Genomic DNA, 19,363 nt, shown 5'->3' on the forward strand with positions numbered 1-19,363 from the left:
TTATGGAAGAGAAATCGGTTAATAAAACAAATAGTAACGGGTATACCTTTATTTTCGCCATTATCATGGTGGTTGTGGTAGCCAGTGTACTAGCCTTTGCAGCAACATCTTTGCAACCTTTGCAAAATGAAAATGTTAGAAAGGAAAAGATGCAGAATATTTTAGCAACTATCGGTATTGAAACTGATAGAGACGGTGCAGAAGAATTATACAATAAGTATATTACAGAAACTATCGCGTTAAAAGAAGATGGATCTGTAGATGAAACTGCAGATGCTTTTACTGTAGATCTTGCAAAAGAACTTAAGAAGCCAGTAAATGAACAAATCTACCCGCTTTATGAAGCAAATGTAGATGGAGCTAAGTACTATATAGTTCCATTAAGAGGTAAAGGTCTTTGGGATGCTATCTGGGGATATGTGTCTTTAAAAGACGATGTAAATACTATAAAAGGAGCAGTCTTCGATCATAAAGGGGAAACTCCAGGTTTGGGTGGAGAAATTACTCAGGTTTGGTTTCAACAAAGATTTGCAGATGAAAAGATCTTTGATGGGAGTGGTAATCTTATAGGTGTTTCTGTTGTTAAAGGAAACGTTGGTCCATCTAATAAAGATGATAATAAAGTAGATGCTATTTCTGGTGCAACAATTACTGGTAACGGTATTTCTGATATGATTTCAGAAAGATTGATTCATTATCTACCTTATTTCAAAAAACAAAAGGATATTAAAGTAGCAGTACATTAATTATGGCAAAAGATATCAAATCAGCTTCAGAAGCAAAGAAAAAAGAAATGATTTTGTTCTTGTCTAATTCAGAAGAAAAAGAGCATTTCCTTTCTAAGAACAATAGAAAATTATTGAGTGATCCTTTAAACGACAATAACCCAATTACCGTTCAGGTATTAGGTATATGTTCTGCTTTAGCGATTACCGTCCAATTAGAACCTGCAATTGTTATGGCGGTTGCGGTTATGGTTGTAATTGCTTTTTCTAACGTTATTGTATCTCTTATGAGAAATCTGATCCCTAATAGGATTAGGATTATAGTTCAATTGGTTATTGTAGCCTCTTTGGTAATTTTAGTAGATCAGGTACTTAAAGCATATGCTTACGATGTAAGTAAGCAGTTATCTGTATTTGTTGGATTGATTATTACCAACTGTATCGTGATGGGTCGTTTGGAAGCTTTTGCATTAGGTAATGGTGTATACAAATCATTTCTTGATGGAATTGGAAACGGAGCCGGATATGGATTGATCTTGGTAATTGTGGCTTTCTTTAGAGAATTATTAGGTTCTGGTAAACTACTAGGGTTTGAAGTTCTAGGTCACAAAGCAGCTACAATGGCAGAATCTACCGGTTTATATGCGGTAGGGTATGAAAATAACGGTTTGATGTTATTATCTCCAATGGCTCTTATTGTAGTTGGGATAATTATATGGGTACAACGTGCTAGAAACCGTAAACTGATTGAACAACATTAATAGCGCAACAGCGAAAAAGTATTACAATGGAATATGTAAATTTATTTGTCCGAAGTATTTTTATAGAAAATATGATTTTTGCCTACTTTTTAGGGATGTGTTCCTATTTAGCAGTGTCAAAAACAGTTAAAACAGCTGTTGGTTTAGGTGCAGCGGTAGTATTCGTACTTACCATTACGGTGCCTATCAACTTTTTGTTAGATCAGTACTTATTAAGACCAGGAGCTTTGGCTTGGTTAGATCCTGAATACGCAAGTGTAGATCTTAGTTTCTTAAGTTTTATCATGTTCATTGCAGTAATAGCATCTATGGTGCAACTGGTGGAGATGATCGTAGAGAAATTTGCTCCAGCTCTTTATGGTGCATTAGGTATCTTTCTTCCTCTTATTGCAGTAAACTGTGCAATTTTAGGTGGATCTTTATTTATGCAACAAAAAGATTTTAGTGCCGTTTCTGAAGCTATCACTTATGGGTTAGGTAGTGGAGTTGGATGGTTCTTAGCAATTTTAGCTATTGCAGCAATCCGTGAAAAAATAACATATTCTAATGTGCCAGCACCATTAAAAGGATTAGGGATCACTTTTATTATCACCGGTTTAATGGCATTAGGTTTCATGAGTTTTATGGGTATTAAATTATAATCGAAAAACAAAAACAATGGCAGTTATTATAGCAAGTGTAGTTGTATTCTTAGCATTGATCTTATTGCTCGTTTCTATTCTGTTAGGAGCTAAAGCAAAACTGGTTCCTTCTGGTCCGGTTACTATAAGTGTTAATGGAGAGAAGAATTTGGAAGTTGGTTCTGGAGGAACTTTGCTTTCTACTTTAGGAGAAAATAAATTGTTCTTACCTTCAGCTTGTGGTGGTGGTGGAACATGTTTACAATGTAAATGTATCGTTCAAGATGGAGGAGGAACAATTCTTCCAACAGAAGAGCCTCATTTTACTAGAAAAGAGATCGCTAATGGATGGCGTCTTGGATGTCAGGTAAAAGTTAAGCAAGACATGAAGATCCAAATTCCTGAAGAGGTTTTTGGAATTAAGAAATGGGAAGCTACGGTGGTTAGGAATTACAACGTTGCATCTTTTATTAAAGAATTTGTAGTTCAACTTCCTGAAGATATGGATTACAAAGCTGGTGGATATATCCAAATTGAGATCCCTAAATGTGAAGTGAAATTTTCAGATATGGATATTACTGCTCACCCAGATGAGCACCCGGGAGAACCAGAGAAATTTAAAGATGAGTGGGACAAGTTTAAACTATGGCCACTTCAAATGAAGAATAATGAAACTGTAGAGCGTGCATATTCAATGGCTTCTTATCCTGCAGAAGGAAGAGAGATCATGTTGAACGTACGTGTTGCTACTCCACCTTTTGACAGAGCTAAGAACGGATGGATGGACGTTAATCCAGGTATTGCTTCTTCCTATATCTTTTCAAGAAAGAAAGGTGATAAAGTTGTGATTTCAGGACCTTACGGTGAATTCTTTATTAATGAGAGTGAATCAGAAATGCTTTATGTAGGTGGTGGAGCCGGTATGGCACCAATGAGATCTCATTTATATCACTTATTCCGTACTATTAAAACTGGAAGAAAAGTTACCTATTGGTATGGAGGTCGTTCTAAAAGAGAATTGTTCTACACAGAACACTTTAGAGCCTTAGAACGTGATTTCCCTAACTTTAAATTTTACTTAGCATTATCTGAACCTATGGAAGAAGATAATTGGAAAGTTAAGAAAAGTATAGACGATGAAGGAGATGGGTTTGTAGGTTTCATTCACCAAGTAGTAATAGATAATTACTTACAGTATCATGAAGAGCCAGAAGATATAGAATTCTATTTCTGTGGACCACCATTAATGAACAAGGCTGTTGAGAAAATGACAGATGATTTTGGTGTACCACCAGAAAATGTAAGATTTGATGATTTTGGAGGGTAATTCTCTTCCAATATATATAAAAAGCCATCCTTTTAAGGGTGGCTTTTTTTTTAAGTTGAATAATATTTTAGCATCGATTTTCTTTATTGAAATACCTTAAGTTGTATTTTTGATGTTGTTATGAAAAATGAACTCGATAAGCAGGAACTTCACAATTTAGCAATGAATATTGTAGGTGAGGATTTGGAAAAACAAGGCTTTGAATTTTTAGGTATCAAAAGTGAACTTAAATCTAATCCGCAATTTGTTGCTTTAAAGAATAAGAAGCTACATTTTGTAATAGTTAGAGCCATCACATATCCTGAAGATCCCAAGGAATATGACCATATATTTATGCAAAGTATGAAGGAGCATGCATTAAAATTTAATGCGTCAACGTTCTATGCAGGCGTTGGTTTAGCCAACTCCACGAATTACGAAAAACCTATTTCAAGAGAAGAAGATTATATAGTTAATTATGACGGGATACAAGAAATATAGAACTTGGCTAGGGCTTTTAATAGTATTCATATCATTGAATAGTTGTAATAATGCCAAGAATGGAGAACATAGCTTGGAAGGAGCAGCATTAGGAACTTCCTATCATATTAAATACTTTGGTGATCTTTCTGAAGAACAAGCAGAAAAGGGATTGGATTCTATTTTTAAAGTGATTAATAAATCTATGAGTACCTATCAATCAGACTCAGATATCTCTAAGATCAATTCTGGAGATCCAGATATAATTGTAGATGATAATTTTCAAGAAGTTTTTAATACTTCAGATAAGATATATAAGGAAAGCAATGGGTATTTTGATCCTACGGTAGGTAGTTTGGTAAATGCTTATGGATTTGGTCCAGATCATACATTAGACAGTGTCCAACAGATAGAGATAGATTCTATGTTACAATATGTAGGATTTAATAAAGTAAAACTTACCTCTCAAAATAAGATAGAAAAACAGCATCCTGAAATTTACATAGATTTTAATGCTATTGCCAAGGGGTATACTATAGATGCAATTGGACGTTATTTCACTTCTAAGAACATAAAAGATTATCTTATAGAATTAGGAGGGGAACTTGTGGCAAGTGGCTCTAATACAGTTAAGAATTCTAATTGGGTTGTGGCAATAGATGATCCTATGCAAGAGGAAGGTGTAAGAACTTTTGAAGCTACCTTAGAACTACAAAATAAGGCCATGGCAACCTCAGGAAATTATAGGAAATTTAGAAAAGACCCAAAGACTGGGCAGGTTTTTGTTCATACTATAGATCCGCTTACGGGTAGATCTGAAAAGAGCAATCTCTTAAGTGCTTCTGTTTTGGCAAAAAACTGTACGTTGGCAGATGGGTATGCTACCGCTTTTATGGCATTGGGTTTAGAAAGATCTAAGCAGATGCTTAATATGTTGGATAATATAGATGTTTATTTAATTTATACTGAAAGCGATGGAAGTATTAAGGTTTTTAAAACAACAGGATTTGATAGCGCTCTCATAAAAAATTAGGCGTACTTATTTACAGCAAACAGGTATAATTTCGCCAACAGCAATACGGTATTTGTCTACCTCTGCTGGTGTTAACTTTGAGGTATAGTCTACTTCCTTTACCTCAAAACCAACGCTTCTCAATTTAGCGAAATAATCTCTTCCATATATTCTAACGTGATCATATTGGCCAAAAATCTTGGCTCTTTCTTTAGGATCTGTAATGCTATCGTCTTGAAATGTTTCTGCTCTACTTAATTCTTGCGGAATTTGAAGTATTGCAGTACCACCGGGTTTCAAAACTCTAAATAGTTCCTCCATAGCTTTAGTGTCATTTGGAATATGTTCTAAAACATGATTGCAAAGTATAAAATCGTATTCATTATCTTTAAAAGGTAAGTTGCATATATCAGCTTTTACATCAGCTAAAGGAGAATTGAGATCTGTAGTGGTATAGTCCAGATTTTTTAACTTTCTAAATCTTTTGTAAAACGCTTGTTCTGGAGCAAAATGTAACACTTTTATCGTACTCTTGAAAAAGCTAGTTTCTTCCTTTAAATAGAGCCACAGAAGCCTATGGCGTTCTAAAGATAGCGTAGAAGGAGATAATACATTCTCTCTCTGATTTTCATATCCGTAGGGAAGAAATTTTTTAAATTCTTTTCCATCTATTGGGTCTTGATAACGATGACCCTTTAAAACGATCTCTAGAATAGGTTTGGCTAAATAACTAAGTCTTATTAGTAGAGGCCTTGGAATTGTATTAAGGGTAAATTTGAATATGCTGCGTATCATACTTCAATATCACCCCAGTTTTCTCCAGATTTTATTCTATATAATTGCATCTCAGAAACTCCAAATTGTTTCGCTAGAACTCTAATTCTAGTTTTTCTGTTAGGATCTAATAACTTTTTCTTTAAGATAACGGCTTGTGCATAAGAAAGTTTAGAGTACGATGTGATCTTTCTTAGCTTTCGCTTAACTTTAGTTTCCTTAACATTGGGATTTCCATATTGATGTTGAACCCATTCATCTTTTGTAGCCCAATCCAGATTAGAAACTTCGTTATCATGTTTTTTGTAGTTCTTATGGATTACAAATTCCTGATTCTCTTTTCTCTCTATAAACAGTTCTGCAACAATTCTGTGAAAATAATAGTTCTTCTTTTTACCATCTTTTAGATTCACAACAAAAGATAGATAACCGGCAGTTCTCCCGCCATTTAGAAGCTCTCCCTCTGGATTTTTCACAAAACTAATAACACGTCCGTAATTGGAAATTTTGTACACAAATCTATCCTGCCAGATATCTTTATGCAAGGTTTTCCATTGCTCTTGTCTGAAATTCTTAATCATAAACTTTGGACCTAAAAGGTTCTTCTTCTGCACTAACAATACCTAAAGCTTCGTAGATGTATTTAAATGTTGAAAGTAATTCTGGCTTACCATCTACAATTGCTACATCATGTTCAAAATGTGCACTAGGTTTGTTATCTGCTGTTAATATAGTCCAACCATCTTTTAGCTGGTTAATTCTTTTTGTACCCAAATTTATCATTGGCTCTATGGCAACTACCATTCCTTCTACCAACTTCTTTCCGCGGCCTCTTTGTCCATAATTAGGCATTTCTGGATCTTCGTGCATTTTTTTACCAAGACCATGCCCAACTAATTCTCTAACTACTCCGTACCCACGATCTTCACAGTATTTCTGAATAGCGTAGCCAACATCGCCAACTCTATTCCCAACCTTAAGTTCGCTTATACCAGCGTATAGAGATTCTTTGGTGACTTTTAATAAATCTTTGGTGTCTTCTGCAATTTCTCCTACAGCAAAAGTGTATGCATGATCTCCGTAATAATCATTCTTTACAGCTCCGCAGTCTATAGAAATTATATCTCCTTCTTGTAAAGGCGTGTTATTCGGAATACCGTGAACCACCTGAGCATTTGGACTCATGCACAGTGTATTAGGAAAATCATACATTCCTAAAAAACCAGGAATTGCATTTTGTTCTCTAATATACTCTTCTGCCATTTTATCAAGTTGAAGAGTGGTAACTCCAGGTTTTATTTCTGCAGCTAACATCCCTAAAGTTCTAGAAACTACTAATGCACTTTCACGCATTAATTCTATTTCTTCTCTTGATTTTATAATAATCATAATTTAGGTTTTAAAAAGTTAAGAATCCCGTTTCTGGCTTTCTTCTTTTTATTTTTAATTTTCTTGGTAGCGTAAATGTTTTCTTTTCCTAAGGTTTGATAGATCTCACCCCAACCTACTAAACCTCCAATATTTCTATCATCGATAAAAATATCTGCCTGAATTTTCCTGCTTTGAGTCTCCTCGAAAACTTCTTCAGGATAACTTTTATTTACTGCGTAAAAATGTAATCCATTTTTTTTACAGAATATTACGGCTTCATCTAGCTCTTTTCCAAATCTATACGTCCATAGAATTAATAAATGACCTTCTTCTTGAAGCTTTTTTAGAGTTTCTAAAGCAAATATAATTGGTTTGCCTATTTCAGGATATTTATTCTCTACTATAGTGCCGTCAAAATCCACGGCAATGGTTAGTCCATCTATCACAGCTCCAAAATTACTAAGAATGTTGTTACTACTAACTTATAGGTATAAAGCAAATTCTTTTCTTATTGAGCGTAAGAATCGTTATACTCTTTACCGCTAACTATTTTGGCAATATCAGCTTCAATAGATTCTTTAGGATATTCAACAAATCTATTAACTTCTTTACCGTCTTTTATAAAAATAAAAGTAGGAACTCGCTTTACATTCCACTTTTCTTCAGTTTTTCCTTCTGTTGTCTTGCTACGATCTACTCCGTAAATAGTTAGTTTAGAAAGGTCATATCCAGACTCATCTAAAATTTTGAATAATTTGGGAGTTTCTCTTTTACTATCTGGGCACCAAGTTCCCATATATGCTACGATCTCATAATCTGAAATGTTTTCTTTAATGGTTTTAAGTGCTTCTGCATTTGGAGAATAGTTGTTATAACCATTATTAAACCAAGTAGCAAAAGGTTCTTTTTGAAGATCTTCTTTAGTGAATTCTCCCAATAACATACCTTGTTGAACTACTGCAGTATTAGATGCATCTGCTGTAACTTCAGTCTGGTCATTTTGAGGTTTAGTTGTTTCATTAGTATTACCACAAGCTGTTGCAAGTGATAAGATCATAATTAGAAAGCTCATTTTCATAGAATTTAAATTAAGGATTTTTGAGTCATTAGTTCGGGTTTAGTGATCCCCATCAATTCTAAGATAGTCGGTGCTATATCTCCTAGCTTACCATCTTTAATAGATTTTATATCTTTATCTACCATTATAAAAGGTACCGGATTGGTAGTGTGCGAAGTATTTGGACTTCCATCAGGGTTAATCATAACTTCACTATTACCATGATCTGCAATTACAATAACTGTGTAATCATTTTCTATTGCTGCTTCTACAACATCTTTAGCGCATTCATCTACCACTTCACAAGCCTTTATCGCTGCTTCCATGACACCGGTGTGACCTACCATATCTGGGTTGGCAAAATTAAGACAAATAAAATCCGGATCTCCAGAATTTATTTCCGGAATGATCTTATCTCGAATTTCATAAGCGCTCATTTCGGGCTGAAGGTCGTATGTTGCTACTTTTGGAGAATTTACCATAATTCTTTTTTCCCCTTTGAAAGGTTTTTCACGACCACCATTAAAGAAAAACGTTACGTGAGGATATTTCTCTGTTTCAGCAATTCTAATTTGTGATTTTCCGGTATATTCAAGCACTTCTCCTAATGTAGTTTTTATATTGTCTTTGCTAAAAACCACATTTATATTATTGAAGGTATCATCATACTTGGTTAATGTTACAAAGTATAATGGCATTGTCTTCATCTCATATTCAGAATAATCTTCTTGAGTTAAAGCTTCTGTAAGTTGTCTTCCTCGATCTGTTCTAAAGTTAAAGAAAATTACAACCTCATCATCTTTCAAAGTCGCAACAGGATTCCCATTAGAATCTGTAAGAACTATTGGTTCGATAAACTCGTCTGTTACGTCCTTATCATAACTATTTTGAATAGCCTGTAGAGCATCTTGAGTTTTTTCTCCTTCTCCTTTTACAATAAGATCATAGGCTTTCTCAACACGTTCCCATCTATTATCTCTATCCATAGCAAAATATCTTCCTATTATAGAGGCTAGTTTGCTGTTGGTCTTATTTAGATGATCATCTAAATCTGCAATAAATCCTTTTCCAGATCTTGGGTCTACATCTCTACCATCCGTAAAAGCATGAACGTATTTTTCTTTAACTCCAAATTTCTCTGCCGCAGATAGTAATCCTTTCAAATGATTGATGTGAGAATGAACTCCTCCATCGCTCAACAATCCCATAAAGTGAATAGGTTTGTTGTTGGTTTTAGCATAATTAAAAGCTTGTTCTAGAACAGGCTCTTCTATTAAACTATTATTCTTTACAGCTAGATTTATTTTTGCTAGATCTTGATATACAATTCTACCCGCTCCTAAATTCATGTGTCCAACTTCACTATTTCCCATTTGGCCTTCAGGAAGACCTACATTCATACCGTGAGTTAATAATTCACCATTAGGATATTTTTCTAATAAAGAATTGAAGAAAGGAGTTTTTGCTTGAGCAACTGCAGATATTTTTGGGTCTTGGGTAACACCCCAGCCATCCAATATCATAAGGATTACTTTTTTGTTCATGCTAGAAATATATATAAGGGGTAAAGATAAGCACTAAATATTGGTGCTATAATCTTACTTTATTAATATTTTATTAAATTATAAATATCTGTTGTCCTAACAACAGATATAATGGTAGTTACTCCAAAATTAAAGACATATTCATCATTATTTTCTTCAGAGCAGGTATGTTAAAATTAATAATTAGCATTCATTAAATAATTCTTAAAAATTTTATTTTGCCCTCTATATAATAATACAACATATTATACGTTTTAGAAAAAGTGTTCATTATAAATTAAGACGCAAAAGGCTTATTTACAATATTGTGACGGCTAGAAATGTTAAATAAGCTATATTAATCATCAAATAAAGAATTTAAATATAATTTTTTGTAAGTTGGTATTCTCTTTGCATTTAATTAACATATAACCATAAAACCCAAATTATATGACCTACAAAATCTTGACTGTATTTGCCGCTTTAGCTACTTCTTTCGCATTTACAACCTTAGATGGCCATAATAACACAAACGTTACTATTCCTACAACAACTTTAGAAACATCTCCAACTGCAAAATCTGCTACTTTAACTTTTGATGAAAAAGTAAATGTGATGTATAATGAGTTTGTAGAAAATAACACTAGCGTCCCTAATTTGGAAAGCTTTAAATATGGAGTGATGGGATATTCTAAATTAGAAGATAAAGCATTAATAAAAAAGGAGATCTTAACTATTATAGATTTTACACTTTCCTCTACTCAAAAAAGAATGTGGGTGTTGGATATGAAAAATCATACCGTTCTTTTCAATACCCTTGTTGCTCATGGTAAGAATACAGGGGGAGAATTTGCTAGTAAATTTTCAAACAAAGTAAACTCATTACAGTCATCACTTGGGTTCTATGTAACCGGAGAGACCTATTATGGTAAAAATGGACTATCAATGTTCATAGATGGGCAGGAGGAAAAATTTAACTCTAATGCGAGAGATAGATATGTAGTTGTTCATGGAGCAGATTATGCTACTAAAGATTTTATTGATCGTGCAGGTAGATTAGGAAGAAGTTATGGTTGTCCTGCAGTTCCTGCAGCTCTTACCAAAGATATTATTGAAACCATTAAAGATAGATCTGTAATGTTTATATATTCTGCGGATAACAATTATAACAGCAATTCTGCAATGATCAAAGCTTAGTGAATGATATTCAGAGCTTTAAGTATCTTTTCATCATCATTATATATATCATGGGTAAAATGGGTTTTACCATTTTCTCTCCATGCGGTCCAATAGAAAATATAGATCTTTACGGGAGTAGTTAGTTTGATATATCTTGTCTTGCCAGAAGCTAACAATTCATCTACTTTATCTGAGTTGTATTGTTTCTGATCGCTTAATAATTCTTTAGCCAGATCTATAACTCCTTCTACTCTTACGCAGCCAGAACTGTTGGATCTAGCGTTATTACTGAATAACGATTTTGAATTGGTGTCATGTAAATAGATCAAGTGTTTGTTTGGGAAATTGATCTTTACCTGTCCTAATGGATTTGCGCTTCCGGGATCTTGTTTAAACCTATAGCTATAAACCTCCTTAGAATTCCAGTTTACATTAAGAGGGTCTAAGCGTTCGCCGCTTTGGGAAATAACATTTAAATGTTTCTTATTTATATAGTTAGGGTCTTTTCTTGCGCCTGGAATTACATCTTTAGTTTTAATGGTAGGGGGAATATACCAGGATGGATTTAAAACTATGTTTTCTATCTCATCAGAAAATACCGGGGTTGCCCTAGATGGTAGTCCAACTACAATTTTATGCTCGTCTTTAAATTTACCGTTTTTTATGAACTCTAGCTTAAAGTCTGCTACATTCACTAATATATAATCTGATCCTAGTTCTCTTGGGTACCATCTCCATCGCTCTAGATTTACTTGAAGAATATTATACCAATCTTTAGCTGATTTGTTTAAATTGTATAGCGTTGCGTTCCCTATAATTCCATCTATCATAAGCCCATGATCTTGTTGAAAAGCTTTAATAGCCCTTTCTGATGTTTTAGAATTTACGCTAGACGTGTCTGCATCTTTTAAATAGCCAAGTTGTTGTAGTCTTGCTTTTATTCTTGGCATTCTTGGATCTGAACTTTCTGGTTTTATGGTTTTTCCTATTTCAATCTTCATGATTTTTGAAGAATCCTTCTCCATTAAAATAGATTGTTCTTTAGCAGCTAAAATCAGTTCGTTGTAAATTGGATTGATAGGACCTAATTTCTTTATAGCAAAGGATAGATCATTCTTATCAATAGATTCATTTAGGAGTTTGGAGATCGAGATTTTTTTGCGAGTAAGATCCCATATTTCGTGTAGTTTCTTAGGATTGGTCTTTCCATACCAGAGCTGTTTGCCATATTTGAAGAAAGCGTCTGTTAAATAAATATCTAGAGCACTTATTTCTTCTGAAGATCTATCTTGTAAATTTTTGGTGAGATTTTCAATTTCATTTCCATGGAAATCTTGAAACAAAAAGCCTTGATATTTAGCATTTTTTAAGGTGTCTAAAAACGCATTTCTAAATTGAGTATCGCTCCATACCGGCTTATTTGCTCGAGCCTTATAAAAGGTTTTTATAGAATCTCTCTCAAATAGGCTAGTGCTATCTTTTTCTTGCAATACTCTTAAAATAGCTTCAGGTGTTCCTTCAGCTATCTCTTCTACTGGAGATTGTGGGTTGTAGCTATCGCCATTAACATTATTATTGGCCTGGTTATTACATGAAATTATAAATAATAAGAATACTATAAATACACCTTTTTTAAAAGACCTTTCAAAATTCATAATGTGATGATAGAGTAGCATAAATGTCAATTTAAGGTAGCGCTATAGTTTTTTAAACATTACTATATGTTTACAAACTTCAGGAATCTCAAATTCTTCTCCCTTTATTTGATAATCGTATTTCGCATAGAAACCTACGGCTGTTGTGCGTGCGTTAAACCATAATGTGGGTTCCTCTAAGATTGAACAGATTTTAGATTCACCAGTTTTTAGGAGCTGTGCTCCTATACCTTGTTTTTTGAATGACTCTAAAATAGCCATTCCTCTTAGTTGGTATTGATTGTGAGGAGAAAATGAGGGGTTGCTGTTTTTCATAAAACTTGCAACCCCTATTAGTTTATCTTGAAAAAACGCTCCTAAATGGAATGTATCTAAGGCTTGATCACCTTCAAAACAACATTGTATTACAGGCTTTCCGGGTCTTAGAACTTTTTGTCTTATAACAAAAGTTTCTTCGGAAGAGATTTCGTGAATCTCAACGTTTTTATTCAAAGAAATGGTCATTTTTTTAATTGACTCTAACTTCCTGGTATTCTTTATTCTTATCGAATTCTTCTTCTGCAAATGGGCAAACAGGATCTATCATCAGATCATTTTTCTTAGCATAAGAAACACTCTCTTTTACGAGTTTAGTAGCCAATCCTTCGCCTTTTCTTTGTTCTACAGTTTCAGTATGGTCTAAAGCCATTATCCCGTTATTTTGAATAGAATAGGTAAGCTGAGAGATTATACCATTATCATCTTCAATAAAAAACATTCCTTGACCGTCTGCTTCTTTATGATTGATCTTGTTACTCATAATTATTATTGCTTAAAAATTCCGTCAACAATTCCGTAGTCTACAGATTCCTGAGCATCCATCCAGTAATCTCTATTAAAATCTTTTAAAACTTTTTCAATTTTCTGACCGCAATTTTCAGAAAGAATTTGTGCGCTAATATCTCTAATTTTCAAGATCTCTGCAGCCTGAATTTCGATATTAGAAGCCTGACCTCTGGCACCTCCACTTGGTTGGTGTATCATTACTTTAGCTAAAGGTTGAATAAATCTTCTTCCTTTGGTTCCTCCAGAAAGGAGAATGGATCCCATAGAAGCAGCCAGTCCTGAACAAATTGTTGAAATAGGGCTTCTTAAAGATTTCATGGTGTCATACATTGCAAAGCCATCAGTAACGAAACCTCCCGGACTATTTATGAACAGCTGAATTTCTTCATTAGATACTGAATCAAGATATAAAAGATGGTCTATAACGTGTTTAGCCGTTTTTCCATCTACTTGTCCCCAAAGAAAAACTTTTCGTTGCTCTAAAAAATTTGCATCTATAAGGTCTTGAATTTTTCCTGGTTTATTTTTCATAAGTATGTAAAATCAAATTATTATCAATAGCTAAAATTATGACTATTTTCGCAGAAAACGGTAGGATGGAATTGGCATTTAACAAGATTTTAAAGAACCAATTAGATTTGGTGCTCCCATTAATTCAAAAACTAGGTGAATATCAGGTGGATGAAGAAATTCTACGTGCTAGATTTGAAGAAATGTTCGATCAGAATTATGAATGTTTTGGTATCTATTTAGATGAAAAGTTAGTGGGGGTGTTCGGACTTTGGTTTATGACTAGACATTATTGCGGAAAATCTTGTGAAGTAGATCATGTTTATATTAATTCTGAGTTGCAAAATACAGGTATTGGAAAAAAACTTTTCAATTTTATTTTCCATTATGCCAAAGAGCGAGGTTGTGAAACTTCAGAGTTAAACTCTTACGTTCAGAACTTTAGGTCTCATAAATTTTATATGAATCTAGATTATGTGATTAAAGGATATCATTTTTTAAAAAAGCTGTAGATTTTTTTGGAATTTTTAAAGATTTCAGATTATATTTGCAGAGTCTTGCGAAAGTAGCTCAGTTGGTAGAGCGTCAGCCTTCCAAGCTGAATGTCGCCGGTTCGAACCCGGTCTTTCGCTCAAAAGCCTTCCTGTATCAGGAAGGCTTTTTTATTACTTACTAATAAGATGTAAGATTGATAATGGAAGAGGTGAAGTCTTATACTAAATAAATGCTACAAGCTATTGGCTGACTAATTTTATAAATATCTAAAAAATAGAAAGTCCCGTTAGTGTGGTTAGCTTTTCTAATGCAGCCATCCCTAATTCAGAATTTCCTTTTTCATTTAAAATAGGGCTCCAAACAGCTACAGAATATCTTGAAGGATGTATTGCTATAATTCCGCCTCCAACACCACTTTTACCAGGTAAGCCAACTTCAAAGCTAAATTCTCCTGCTTCATCATAAAAACCACAGGTTTGCATCAAAGCGTTAATTCTTTTATTCTTCGTTTTTGATAAGATCTTTTCATCGGTATCTAATATTCTACCCTTATTTGCAAAGATCATAAAAGCTGTAGCAAGTTCTGCGCAAGACATTGCTAAGGAACATTGATGAAAATAGAAGTCTACAATGGTGTCTACATCATTTTTGATATTTCCTAGAGCTTTCATATAATTTACTAGTGCATAATTTCTGTAACCTGTAGATTTTTCTGAAGCAGCCACCGTGTAATCATAATCTATACTCTCTTTGCCAGTAATCTTTCTTACAAATTGCAAAAGATCTTCTTTTGGATTATCCAAATTAGAGATCAGAATATCTGCAATTACTAGGGCGCCAGAATTAATAAAAGGATTTCTAGGTACCCCGCTTTCGTATTCCAGTTGTGTTAAGGAGTTAAATGGATCTCCAGATGGCTCAACATCTACTCTGTCCCAAAGATCTTCTCCTAGAATATTCATGGCCATAGTTAAGGTAAATACCTTCGAAATACTCTGAATGGAGAATTTCTCGTCACTATCTCCAACACTGTAATGTTGAGAATCTGTTCCATAGAGATGCATACCAAATTTCTTGGGATCTATTTTTGCCAATTCTGGAATGTAAGAGGCTACATTTCCAAAAGCATCATAATGAGATAGATCCTCTTGAATGGTATTAAGTATTTTCTGAAAGTCCATTTAATTGATATTATTTAATGTACTGTTAGTTTCTAATTCTATAGGATTTTTTCCTGGCATAAATATTCTTGCTGTTAGGTTTCCTCGTAGCGTAATGTCATTATTATTTACTTCTAACCAGCTTCCTTCTCTTAAACCAATCACTGGCTGAGTGTTAATTTTATGGAACTCTTTGATACGCGTCTCTCTGGTCTCTCCTTTATGGGTAGAATTTGGATCTGGATCTAAATAATGTGGATTCAAATTAAAAGGTACAATACCAAGAGTTTTAAAACTTGGAGGATAGATAATAGGCATATCATTGCTGGTTTGCATAGTAAGGCCTGTAATATTTGTTCCTGCACTTGTTCCTAGATACGGAGTGCCGTTCAAGATTGCCTCTTTTAAAGTTTGCATAACCTTATTACGATAGAGCTTATCTACAAGCATAAAAGTATTACCGCCTCCGGTAAATATTGCTCGAGCATTTTTTATAGCTTCAATTGGATCTTCAAATTCGTGAATGCCTTTCACGCTAAAATGAAGTTCTTTGGTAGCTTCTTTAACTAAAGATGTATATTCATCATGCGATATACCACCAGGCCTGGCGTATGGAATAAAAAGTAATTCTTGAGCATTCTTAAATAACTTGGATAGCTCCGGTAATAGATATGCAAGATATTTCTCGCCATGTAAGGTAGAGGTACTTGCTAAAATAGCATTTCTCATATTATTTTTTTGTAAATTTAAGTATTGTGGTGGTTTAACAAAAGTTTAGGCGATGCTTATTATTTTTATTAGAAATGGATTTGTTTCTTTATTCAAATTAAATTTATGAAAAGAATAGTACTCACTGTAATGGTGATTTTTTTTGGAATTTCTGCCTTTGCACAAGTTGATGATAGAACTGAAGTTAACGGTACCATTCACGTACCTAAGCAAGATGACCCTGAAGGGGTAAGCATTTATAATGTAAGTTCTAATAAAGGAACTATTTCAGATATCAAAGGAGATTTTAAATTAGAGGTAAGCGCTAAAGATACTATTAGAGTTACCTCCGTTCAGTTTGAGGCTTTTACTGTTTTAATAGGGGAAACCGTAGTAGCATCAAAAAATTTAGATATTTATTTAAATGAAGTTATTAACGCATTACCAGAAGTAGTGGTATCTCCTTATGATCTTTCTGGAAATATAAATGTAGACGTACAAAGATTAGAATCAGTAGATTACGCCAAAGATCTAAGATCTGTTGATGTTATGAATTCTAATGCAGATGTTGCTTATAGCGCACCTCAAAATAGAGCCCCAAGAAATACAGCAATGCTCATGGGTAATACAAGATTAGTTAATGGCATTAATTTTGTTAACATTTTTAAAGAGTTATTGATCAATAACAAAGAGAAGGAAATTCGTAATCCCTACAGTACTATTCCAAATGCCGAAGTAGATAACGAGATCAGGAAACTTTATAATGATAATTTCTTCCAAGAGAATCTAGATATTCAAATGGAGAACATTAATGATTTTATATATTTTGCTGACGATAATGGCTTAAGTGAACAAATGTTGAAGAAAGGAAATGAGCTAGATCTTATAGATTTCCTTGTAGAGCAAAGTAAAAAATACAAGAAACAACAAGCCAGAAATTAAGATAATTACTGGTTTTAAGATCAGTAATATGAAATATTCTTTTTTAGCATGTATTCTATTCTTTGCAATTACCGCAACTGCACAAGAATCTATTCTTCTTAAGGGGGCTATTGAGGCTCAGGATCTGGAGGGAACTTCTATAAATATTATTAACACCAATCTAAGAACTGGTACTACGAGTTCTAGAAATGGGGATTTTGAAATTCGCGTTAGAGAAGGTGATACCTTATTATTCTCTTCAATTCTTTATGAAAACCTGAAAATGGAGATCACTTCTAAGATCTATAATAATGAGTTTTTAAGTGTTTCGCTAAAAGAAGATGTAAATGAACTAGCTACAGTAAATTTAAATAACTATCATCTTACAGGAAATCTTGCTGTAGATAGTGAAGCGATGGAAACTTATAGTTTTCCTGTATTAAGTTGGAAATTTGAAGATGTTAAGAATGCTAGATTTGATTCTGATATTAATGATACTCAATCTAAACCTACCAACATTGCATTGGGAGAGTCTACCCAAGTAGATGGTTCGATCAATATTTTTAATTTGTTGGCTGCTGCTATAGATCTTACAGGAATTGCAGGTAAGTCAGTAGAAACTGTTGCGCCAATGCCTAGAAGTAACCCGAGTGAGATGCGGAAGTTATACGGGGATGTTTTTTTTACTGAAACCCTTCAAATTGATTACGATTATATAAATGATTTTATTTTCTATGCCTATGACAATGGCCTTGGTGCTTTAGTCCAAGAGAATAAGAATGATCTGGAGTTAATAGAGTTTTTTATGCTTCAAAGTAAAAATTACCGAAAGCTTAAAGAGCAAAATTAGATAAAGATTTTTTCCATTACTCTTAACTAACTCTATGTATAAATTATTATTTCTGATCTTATCATTTTTTTTATTTATAGGTATTGGTTACGCGCAAAATGATGTTCTTTTAAAAGGTAAGATCAATAACCAGACTTTAGGTGAGATCTCTGTAAATATTATTAATATTACTCAGCAGACAGGAACAATAAATACTGAAAATGGAGGATTTGAGATCGCGGTAGCAGAGAATGATACCTTACTTTTTTCTTCTATTCCTTATAAGAGATTAGAGATAAAGATCGATAAAGAAATAATTGGTTCCGGATATCTTGAAGTTACTTTACAAGATAATGTAAATGAGCTGGATGCTGTTAATATTAATAATTATCGCCTCTCTGGAAATTTAAGTCAGGACACTAAAGATATCAAAACAATTACAGCCTTTAGTGTAGGTCTTCCAGTTTCTAAAAAACCGCCCTTAACTCAAGCCGAGAGGAGAATTTATTCAGCTACTCATTCTAGTAGTGGATTGCCTGTAGATTATTTAATTAATCTAATTTCTGGCAGATTGAAAGAGCTAAAAAAAATAAAGGAAAATCAAGATCTTTCTATTTTAGTGAATAAAACCATAGAAACTTTCCCATCAGAATTCTTTGCGGAGCATCTAAAAATTTCAGAAGATCTCATATATAGATTTATCTATTATGCTGCAGAAGAGCGGAACTTAAAATATGTTGTAGAAACCGGTAATGAACTGGATCTTATTCAGTATTTCGAAAAGATTGCTGAAGATTTTTTACAACTCCAAAAATAATTATTGCAGCTATTTTAAATTATTTACTACTATGATCTACGATAATGAAATATTGCTGGAATACTATTTGAGTTATTATAATTACGATTAAACTATTTTTGATTTAATAAGTCTAACCTTTACAGCACTTCATTATGAAATATAAAATGTTATTACTTTTCTTAATTGGTCTTTCTTCGTTTAAGGCGAATCATAAATTCTATGTAAGTGTTACAGATGTAAAGTACAATGAAAAGGAAAAGAGCCTTCAGATTATATCTCGAATTTTTGTAGATGATCTGGAAGATCTTCTTCAGAAAAGGTATGATACATCTATTTTGCTTTCTAAGAAAACAGATGACGCTAAAGTATTTGGGTATATAAAGAAATACTTAGAGCAAAAGATAGAAGTTGAAGTAGACGGGAAGAAATATAAGGTGAATTACCTTGGGAAGGAATATGATGATGATACGGCAATTGCTTATCTAGAAGTTTTAAATGTACCGGAATTTTCGAGTATCAAAATTCAAAATGCTGTTTTAGCAGATCTTTTTCCAGAACAGAAGAACCTAGTCCATGTAGCGTATAAAGGACAAATGAAGAGTATGGTTCTGGCTGATGGAAAATTGGAAGAGGTGTTAAATTTCAACGATTAA

General features: G+C 33.5%; 24 protein-coding genes and 1 tRNA gene. 13 read left to right on the plus strand and 12 right to left on the minus strand.

The annotated features are described in order from the left end of the window. Positions 1 to 2: 2 nt before the first annotated feature. The 6 genes from P163_RS06810 to P163_RS06835 all read left to right on the plus strand — a co-directional run bounded on the left by P163_RS06810 (position 3) and on the right by P163_RS06835 (position 4,925). A complete protein-coding gene (locus P163_RS06810) occupies positions 3 to 746 on the plus strand; it encodes a Na(+)-translocating NADH-quinone reductase subunit C (protein WP_034888963.1) in 744 nt (247 codons plus the stop codon). A gap of 2 nt (positions 747 to 748) precedes the next feature. Further along, positions 749 to 1,486, plus strand: a complete 738-nt coding sequence (locus tag P163_RS06815) for an NADH:ubiquinone reductase (Na(+)-transporting) subunit D (protein WP_034888965.1) — start codon at positions 749 to 751, stop codon at positions 1,484 to 1,486. Positions 1,487 to 1,512: 26 nt separating this feature from the next. After that, entirely contained in the window at positions 1,513 to 2,127 is a 615-nt protein-coding gene (gene nqrE / locus P163_RS06820; protein ID WP_034888967.1) for an NADH:ubiquinone reductase (Na(+)-transporting) subunit E, read from the plus strand. 16 nt (positions 2,128 to 2,143) lie between these two features. After that, positions 2,144 to 3,433 carry an NADH:ubiquinone reductase (Na(+)-transporting) subunit F gene (gene nqrF / locus P163_RS06825; protein WP_034888970.1) on the plus strand — a complete coding sequence of 430 codons (1,290 nt, stop codon included), beginning with the start codon at positions 2,144 to 2,146 and terminating at the stop codon, positions 3,431 to 3,433. A 120-nt stretch (positions 3,434 to 3,553) separates the two neighbouring features. After that, on the plus strand, positions 3,554 to 3,913 hold the full coding sequence (locus P163_RS06830; RefSeq protein WP_034888971.1) for a hypothetical protein: 360 nt from the start codon (positions 3,554 to 3,556) through the stop codon (positions 3,911 to 3,913). Beyond that, on the plus strand, positions 3,891 to 4,925 hold the full coding sequence (locus P163_RS06835; protein WP_034888972.1) for an FAD:protein FMN transferase: 1,035 nt from the start codon (positions 3,891 to 3,893) through the stop codon (positions 4,923 to 4,925). Before P163_RS06830 ends, P163_RS06835 begins: the two co-directional genes overlap by 23 nt. Positions 4,926 to 4,931: 6 nt before the next feature. On the opposite strand, the gene P163_RS06840 is transcribed toward P163_RS06835, so the two are convergent. The 6 genes from P163_RS06840 to gpmI all read right to left on the minus strand — a co-directional run bounded on the left by P163_RS06840 (position 4,932) and on the right by gpmI (position 9,650). Beyond that, the gene (locus P163_RS06840) at positions 4,932 to 5,699 is read right to left on the minus strand and encodes a class I SAM-dependent methyltransferase (protein WP_410503396.1); all 768 of its coding nucleotides are present in this window, start codon (positions 5,697 to 5,699) and stop codon (positions 4,932 to 4,934) included. Next, positions 5,696 to 6,259 carry an HNH endonuclease gene (locus P163_RS06845; protein WP_034888973.1) on the minus strand — a complete coding sequence of 188 codons (564 nt, stop codon included), beginning with the start codon at positions 6,257 to 6,259 and terminating at the stop codon, positions 5,696 to 5,698. The genes P163_RS06840 and P163_RS06845 overlap by 4 nt, the downstream gene beginning before the upstream one ends. Further along, entirely contained in the window at positions 6,252 to 7,067 is an 816-nt protein-coding gene (gene map / locus P163_RS06850) for a type I methionyl aminopeptidase (RefSeq protein WP_034888974.1), read from the minus strand. Before map ends, P163_RS06845 begins: the two co-directional genes overlap by 8 nt. Beyond that, a complete protein-coding gene (locus tag P163_RS06855) occupies positions 7,064 to 7,495 on the minus strand; it encodes a BT0820 family HAD-type phosphatase (protein ID WP_034888975.1) in 432 nt (143 codons plus the stop codon). The genes map and P163_RS06855 overlap by 4 nt, the downstream gene beginning before the upstream one ends. Before the next feature lie 62 nt (positions 7,496 to 7,557). Beyond that, positions 7,558 to 8,121, minus strand: a complete 564-nt coding sequence (locus P163_RS06860; protein ID WP_051931287.1) for a thioredoxin family protein — start codon at positions 8,119 to 8,121, stop codon at positions 7,558 to 7,560. A gap of 11 nt (positions 8,122 to 8,132) precedes the next feature. Beyond that, positions 8,133 to 9,650, minus strand: coding sequence for a 2,3-bisphosphoglycerate-independent phosphoglycerate mutase (gene gpmI, locus P163_RS06865; protein WP_034888977.1), 1,518 nt, complete (start codon positions 9,648 to 9,650; stop codon positions 8,133 to 8,135). A 429-nt stretch (positions 9,651 to 10,079) separates the two neighbouring features. Between gpmI and P163_RS06870 the strand changes: the two genes are divergently transcribed. Next, positions 10,080 to 10,826, plus strand: a complete 747-nt coding sequence (locus P163_RS06870) for a murein L,D-transpeptidase catalytic domain family protein (RefSeq protein ID WP_034888978.1) — start codon at positions 10,080 to 10,082, stop codon at positions 10,824 to 10,826. Here the strand turns inward: P163_RS06870 and P163_RS06875 are convergent. From P163_RS06875 to P163_RS06890, 4 genes are read right to left on the minus strand one after another with little or no spacing between them, the layout of a single operon-like run. Then, positions 10,823 to 12,484, minus strand: coding sequence for a murein L,D-transpeptidase (locus P163_RS06875; RefSeq protein ID WP_034888979.1), 1,662 nt, complete (start codon positions 12,482 to 12,484; stop codon positions 10,823 to 10,825). The two genes, P163_RS06870 and P163_RS06875, sit on opposite strands and share 4 nt — an antisense overlap. A gap of 21 nt (positions 12,485 to 12,505) precedes the next feature. Then, positions 12,506 to 12,967: a GNAT family N-acetyltransferase gene (locus P163_RS06880; RefSeq protein WP_051931177.1), complete on the minus strand. Its 462-nt coding sequence runs from the start codon at positions 12,965 to 12,967 to the stop codon at positions 12,506 to 12,508. 4 nt (positions 12,968 to 12,971) lie between these two features. Continuing rightward, on the minus strand, positions 12,972 to 13,262 hold the full coding sequence (locus P163_RS06885; protein ID WP_034888980.1) for a GNAT family N-acetyltransferase: 291 nt from the start codon (positions 13,260 to 13,262) through the stop codon (positions 12,972 to 12,974). A 5-nt stretch (positions 13,263 to 13,267) separates the two neighbouring features. Further along, positions 13,268 to 13,819 (minus strand): ClpP family protease, encoded by a 552-nt coding sequence (locus tag P163_RS06890; RefSeq protein WP_034888982.1) that lies wholly within the window; start codon positions 13,817 to 13,819, stop codon positions 13,268 to 13,270. Positions 13,820 to 13,857: 38 nt separating this feature from the next. Here P163_RS06890 and P163_RS06895 point away from each other — a divergent pair, with 38 nt between their 5' ends. Together P163_RS06895 and P163_RS06900 are read left to right on the plus strand one after the other, a co-directional pair. Then, positions 13,858 to 14,310 carry a GNAT family N-acetyltransferase gene (locus P163_RS06895; RefSeq protein WP_081891308.1) on the plus strand — a complete coding sequence of 151 codons (453 nt, stop codon included), beginning with the start codon at positions 13,858 to 13,860 and terminating at the stop codon, positions 14,308 to 14,310. Between the two features lie 47 nt (positions 14,311 to 14,357). Continuing rightward, positions 14,358 to 14,430, plus strand: a tRNA-Gly gene (locus tag P163_RS06900). A gap of 129 nt (positions 14,431 to 14,559) precedes the next feature. Here the strand turns inward: P163_RS06900 and P163_RS06905 are convergent. Next, a complete protein-coding gene (locus P163_RS06905; protein ID WP_034888987.1) occupies positions 14,560 to 15,474 on the minus strand; it encodes a glutaminase in 915 nt (304 codons plus the stop codon). Further along, the gene (gene pepE / locus P163_RS06910; RefSeq protein WP_034888989.1) at positions 15,475 to 16,182 is read right to left on the minus strand and encodes a dipeptidase PepE; all 708 of its coding nucleotides are present in this window, start codon (positions 16,180 to 16,182) and stop codon (positions 15,475 to 15,477) included. A 105-nt stretch (positions 16,183 to 16,287) separates the two neighbouring features. On the opposite strand from pepE, the gene P163_RS06915 reads away from it, so the two are divergent. The 4 genes from P163_RS06915 to P163_RS06930 all read left to right on the plus strand — a co-directional run bounded on the left by P163_RS06915 (position 16,288) and on the right by P163_RS06930 (position 19,363). Beyond that, positions 16,288 to 17,103 carry a hypothetical protein gene (locus P163_RS06915; RefSeq protein WP_034888991.1) on the plus strand — a complete coding sequence of 272 codons (816 nt, stop codon included), beginning with the start codon at positions 16,288 to 16,290 and terminating at the stop codon, positions 17,101 to 17,103. A 28-nt stretch (positions 17,104 to 17,131) separates the two neighbouring features. Then, positions 17,132 to 17,932 (plus strand): hypothetical protein, encoded by an 801-nt coding sequence (locus tag P163_RS06920; RefSeq protein WP_034888994.1) that lies wholly within the window; start codon positions 17,132 to 17,134, stop codon positions 17,930 to 17,932. A 34-nt stretch (positions 17,933 to 17,966) separates the two neighbouring features. Beyond that, positions 17,967 to 18,728: a hypothetical protein gene (locus P163_RS06925; protein WP_034888995.1), complete on the plus strand. Its 762-nt coding sequence runs from the start codon at positions 17,967 to 17,969 to the stop codon at positions 18,726 to 18,728. A gap of 134 nt (positions 18,729 to 18,862) precedes the next feature. Continuing rightward, positions 18,863 to 19,363, plus strand: a complete 501-nt coding sequence (locus P163_RS06930; protein ID WP_034888997.1) for a DUF6702 family protein — start codon at positions 18,863 to 18,865, stop codon at positions 19,361 to 19,363.

Source organism: Gillisia sp. Hel_I_29 (genome assembly GCF_000744275.1).
Classification (GTDB): Bacteria; Bacteroidota; Bacteroidia; order Flavobacteriales; family Flavobacteriaceae; genus Gillisia.

Bases quoted from the DNA above. Each gene is read 5' to 3' on its own strand.
- P163_RS06810 (WP_034888963.1), top strand. From the start codon at position 3: ATGGAAGAGAAATCGGTTAATAAAACAAATAGTAACGGGTATACCTTT.
- P163_RS06815 (WP_034888965.1), top strand. From the start codon at position 749: ATGGCAAAAGATATCAAATCAGCTTCAGAAGCAAAGAAAAAAGAAATG.
- nqrE (WP_034888967.1), top strand. From the start codon at position 1,513: ATGGAATATGTAAATTTATTTGTCCGAAGTATTTTTATAGAAAATATG.
- nqrF (WP_034888970.1), top strand. From the start codon at position 2,144: ATGGCAGTTATTATAGCAAGTGTAGTTGTATTCTTAGCATTGATCTTA.
- P163_RS06830 (WP_034888971.1), top strand. From the start codon at position 3,554: ATGAAAAATGAACTCGATAAGCAGGAACTTCACAATTTAGCAATGAAT.
- P163_RS06835 (WP_034888972.1), top strand. From the start codon at position 3,891: ATGACGGGATACAAGAAATATAGAACTTGGCTAGGGCTTTTAATAGTA.
- P163_RS06840 (WP_410503396.1), bottom strand. From the start codon at position 5,699: ATGATACGCAGCATATTCAAATTTACCCTTAATACAATTCCAAGGCCT.
- P163_RS06845 (WP_034888973.1), bottom strand. From the start codon at position 6,259: ATGATTAAGAATTTCAGACAAGAGCAATGGAAAACCTTGCATAAAGAT.
- map (WP_034888974.1), bottom strand. From the start codon at position 7,067: ATGATTATTATAAAATCAAGAGAAGAAATAGAATTAATGCGTGAAAGT.
- P163_RS06860 (WP_051931287.1), bottom strand. From the start codon at position 8,121: ATGAGCTTTCTAATTATGATCTTATCACTTGCAACAGCTTGTGGTAAT.
- gpmI (WP_034888977.1), bottom strand. From the start codon at position 9,650: ATGAACAAAAAAGTAATCCTTATGATATTGGATGGCTGGGGTGTTACC.
- P163_RS06870 (WP_034888978.1), top strand. From the start codon at position 10,080: ATGACCTACAAAATCTTGACTGTATTTGCCGCTTTAGCTACTTCTTTC.
- P163_RS06875 (WP_034888979.1), bottom strand. From the start codon at position 12,484: ATGCTACTCTATCATCACATTATGAATTTTGAAAGGTCTTTTAAAAAA.
- P163_RS06880 (WP_051931177.1), bottom strand. From the start codon at position 12,967: ATGACCATTTCTTTGAATAAAAACGTTGAGATTCACGAAATCTCTTCC.
- P163_RS06885 (WP_034888980.1), bottom strand. From the start codon at position 13,262: ATGAGTAACAAGATCAATCATAAAGAAGCAGACGGTCAAGGAATGTTT.
- P163_RS06890 (WP_034888982.1), bottom strand. From the start codon at position 13,819: ATGAAAAATAAACCAGGAAAAATTCAAGACCTTATAGATGCAAATTTT.
- P163_RS06895 (WP_081891308.1), top strand. From the start codon at position 13,858: ATGACTATTTTCGCAGAAAACGGTAGGATGGAATTGGCATTTAACAAG.
- P163_RS06905 (WP_034888987.1), bottom strand. From the start codon at position 15,474: ATGGACTTTCAGAAAATACTTAATACCATTCAAGAGGATCTATCTCAT.
- pepE (WP_034888989.1), bottom strand. From the start codon at position 16,182: ATGAGAAATGCTATTTTAGCAAGTACCTCTACCTTACATGGCGAGAAA.
- P163_RS06915 (WP_034888991.1), top strand. From the start codon at position 16,288: ATGAAAAGAATAGTACTCACTGTAATGGTGATTTTTTTTGGAATTTCT.
- P163_RS06920 (WP_034888994.1), top strand. From the start codon at position 17,132: ATGAAATATTCTTTTTTAGCATGTATTCTATTCTTTGCAATTACCGCA.
- P163_RS06925 (WP_034888995.1), top strand. From the start codon at position 17,967: ATGTATAAATTATTATTTCTGATCTTATCATTTTTTTTATTTATAGGT.
- P163_RS06930 (WP_034888997.1), top strand. From the start codon at position 18,863: ATGAAATATAAAATGTTATTACTTTTCTTAATTGGTCTTTCTTCGTTT.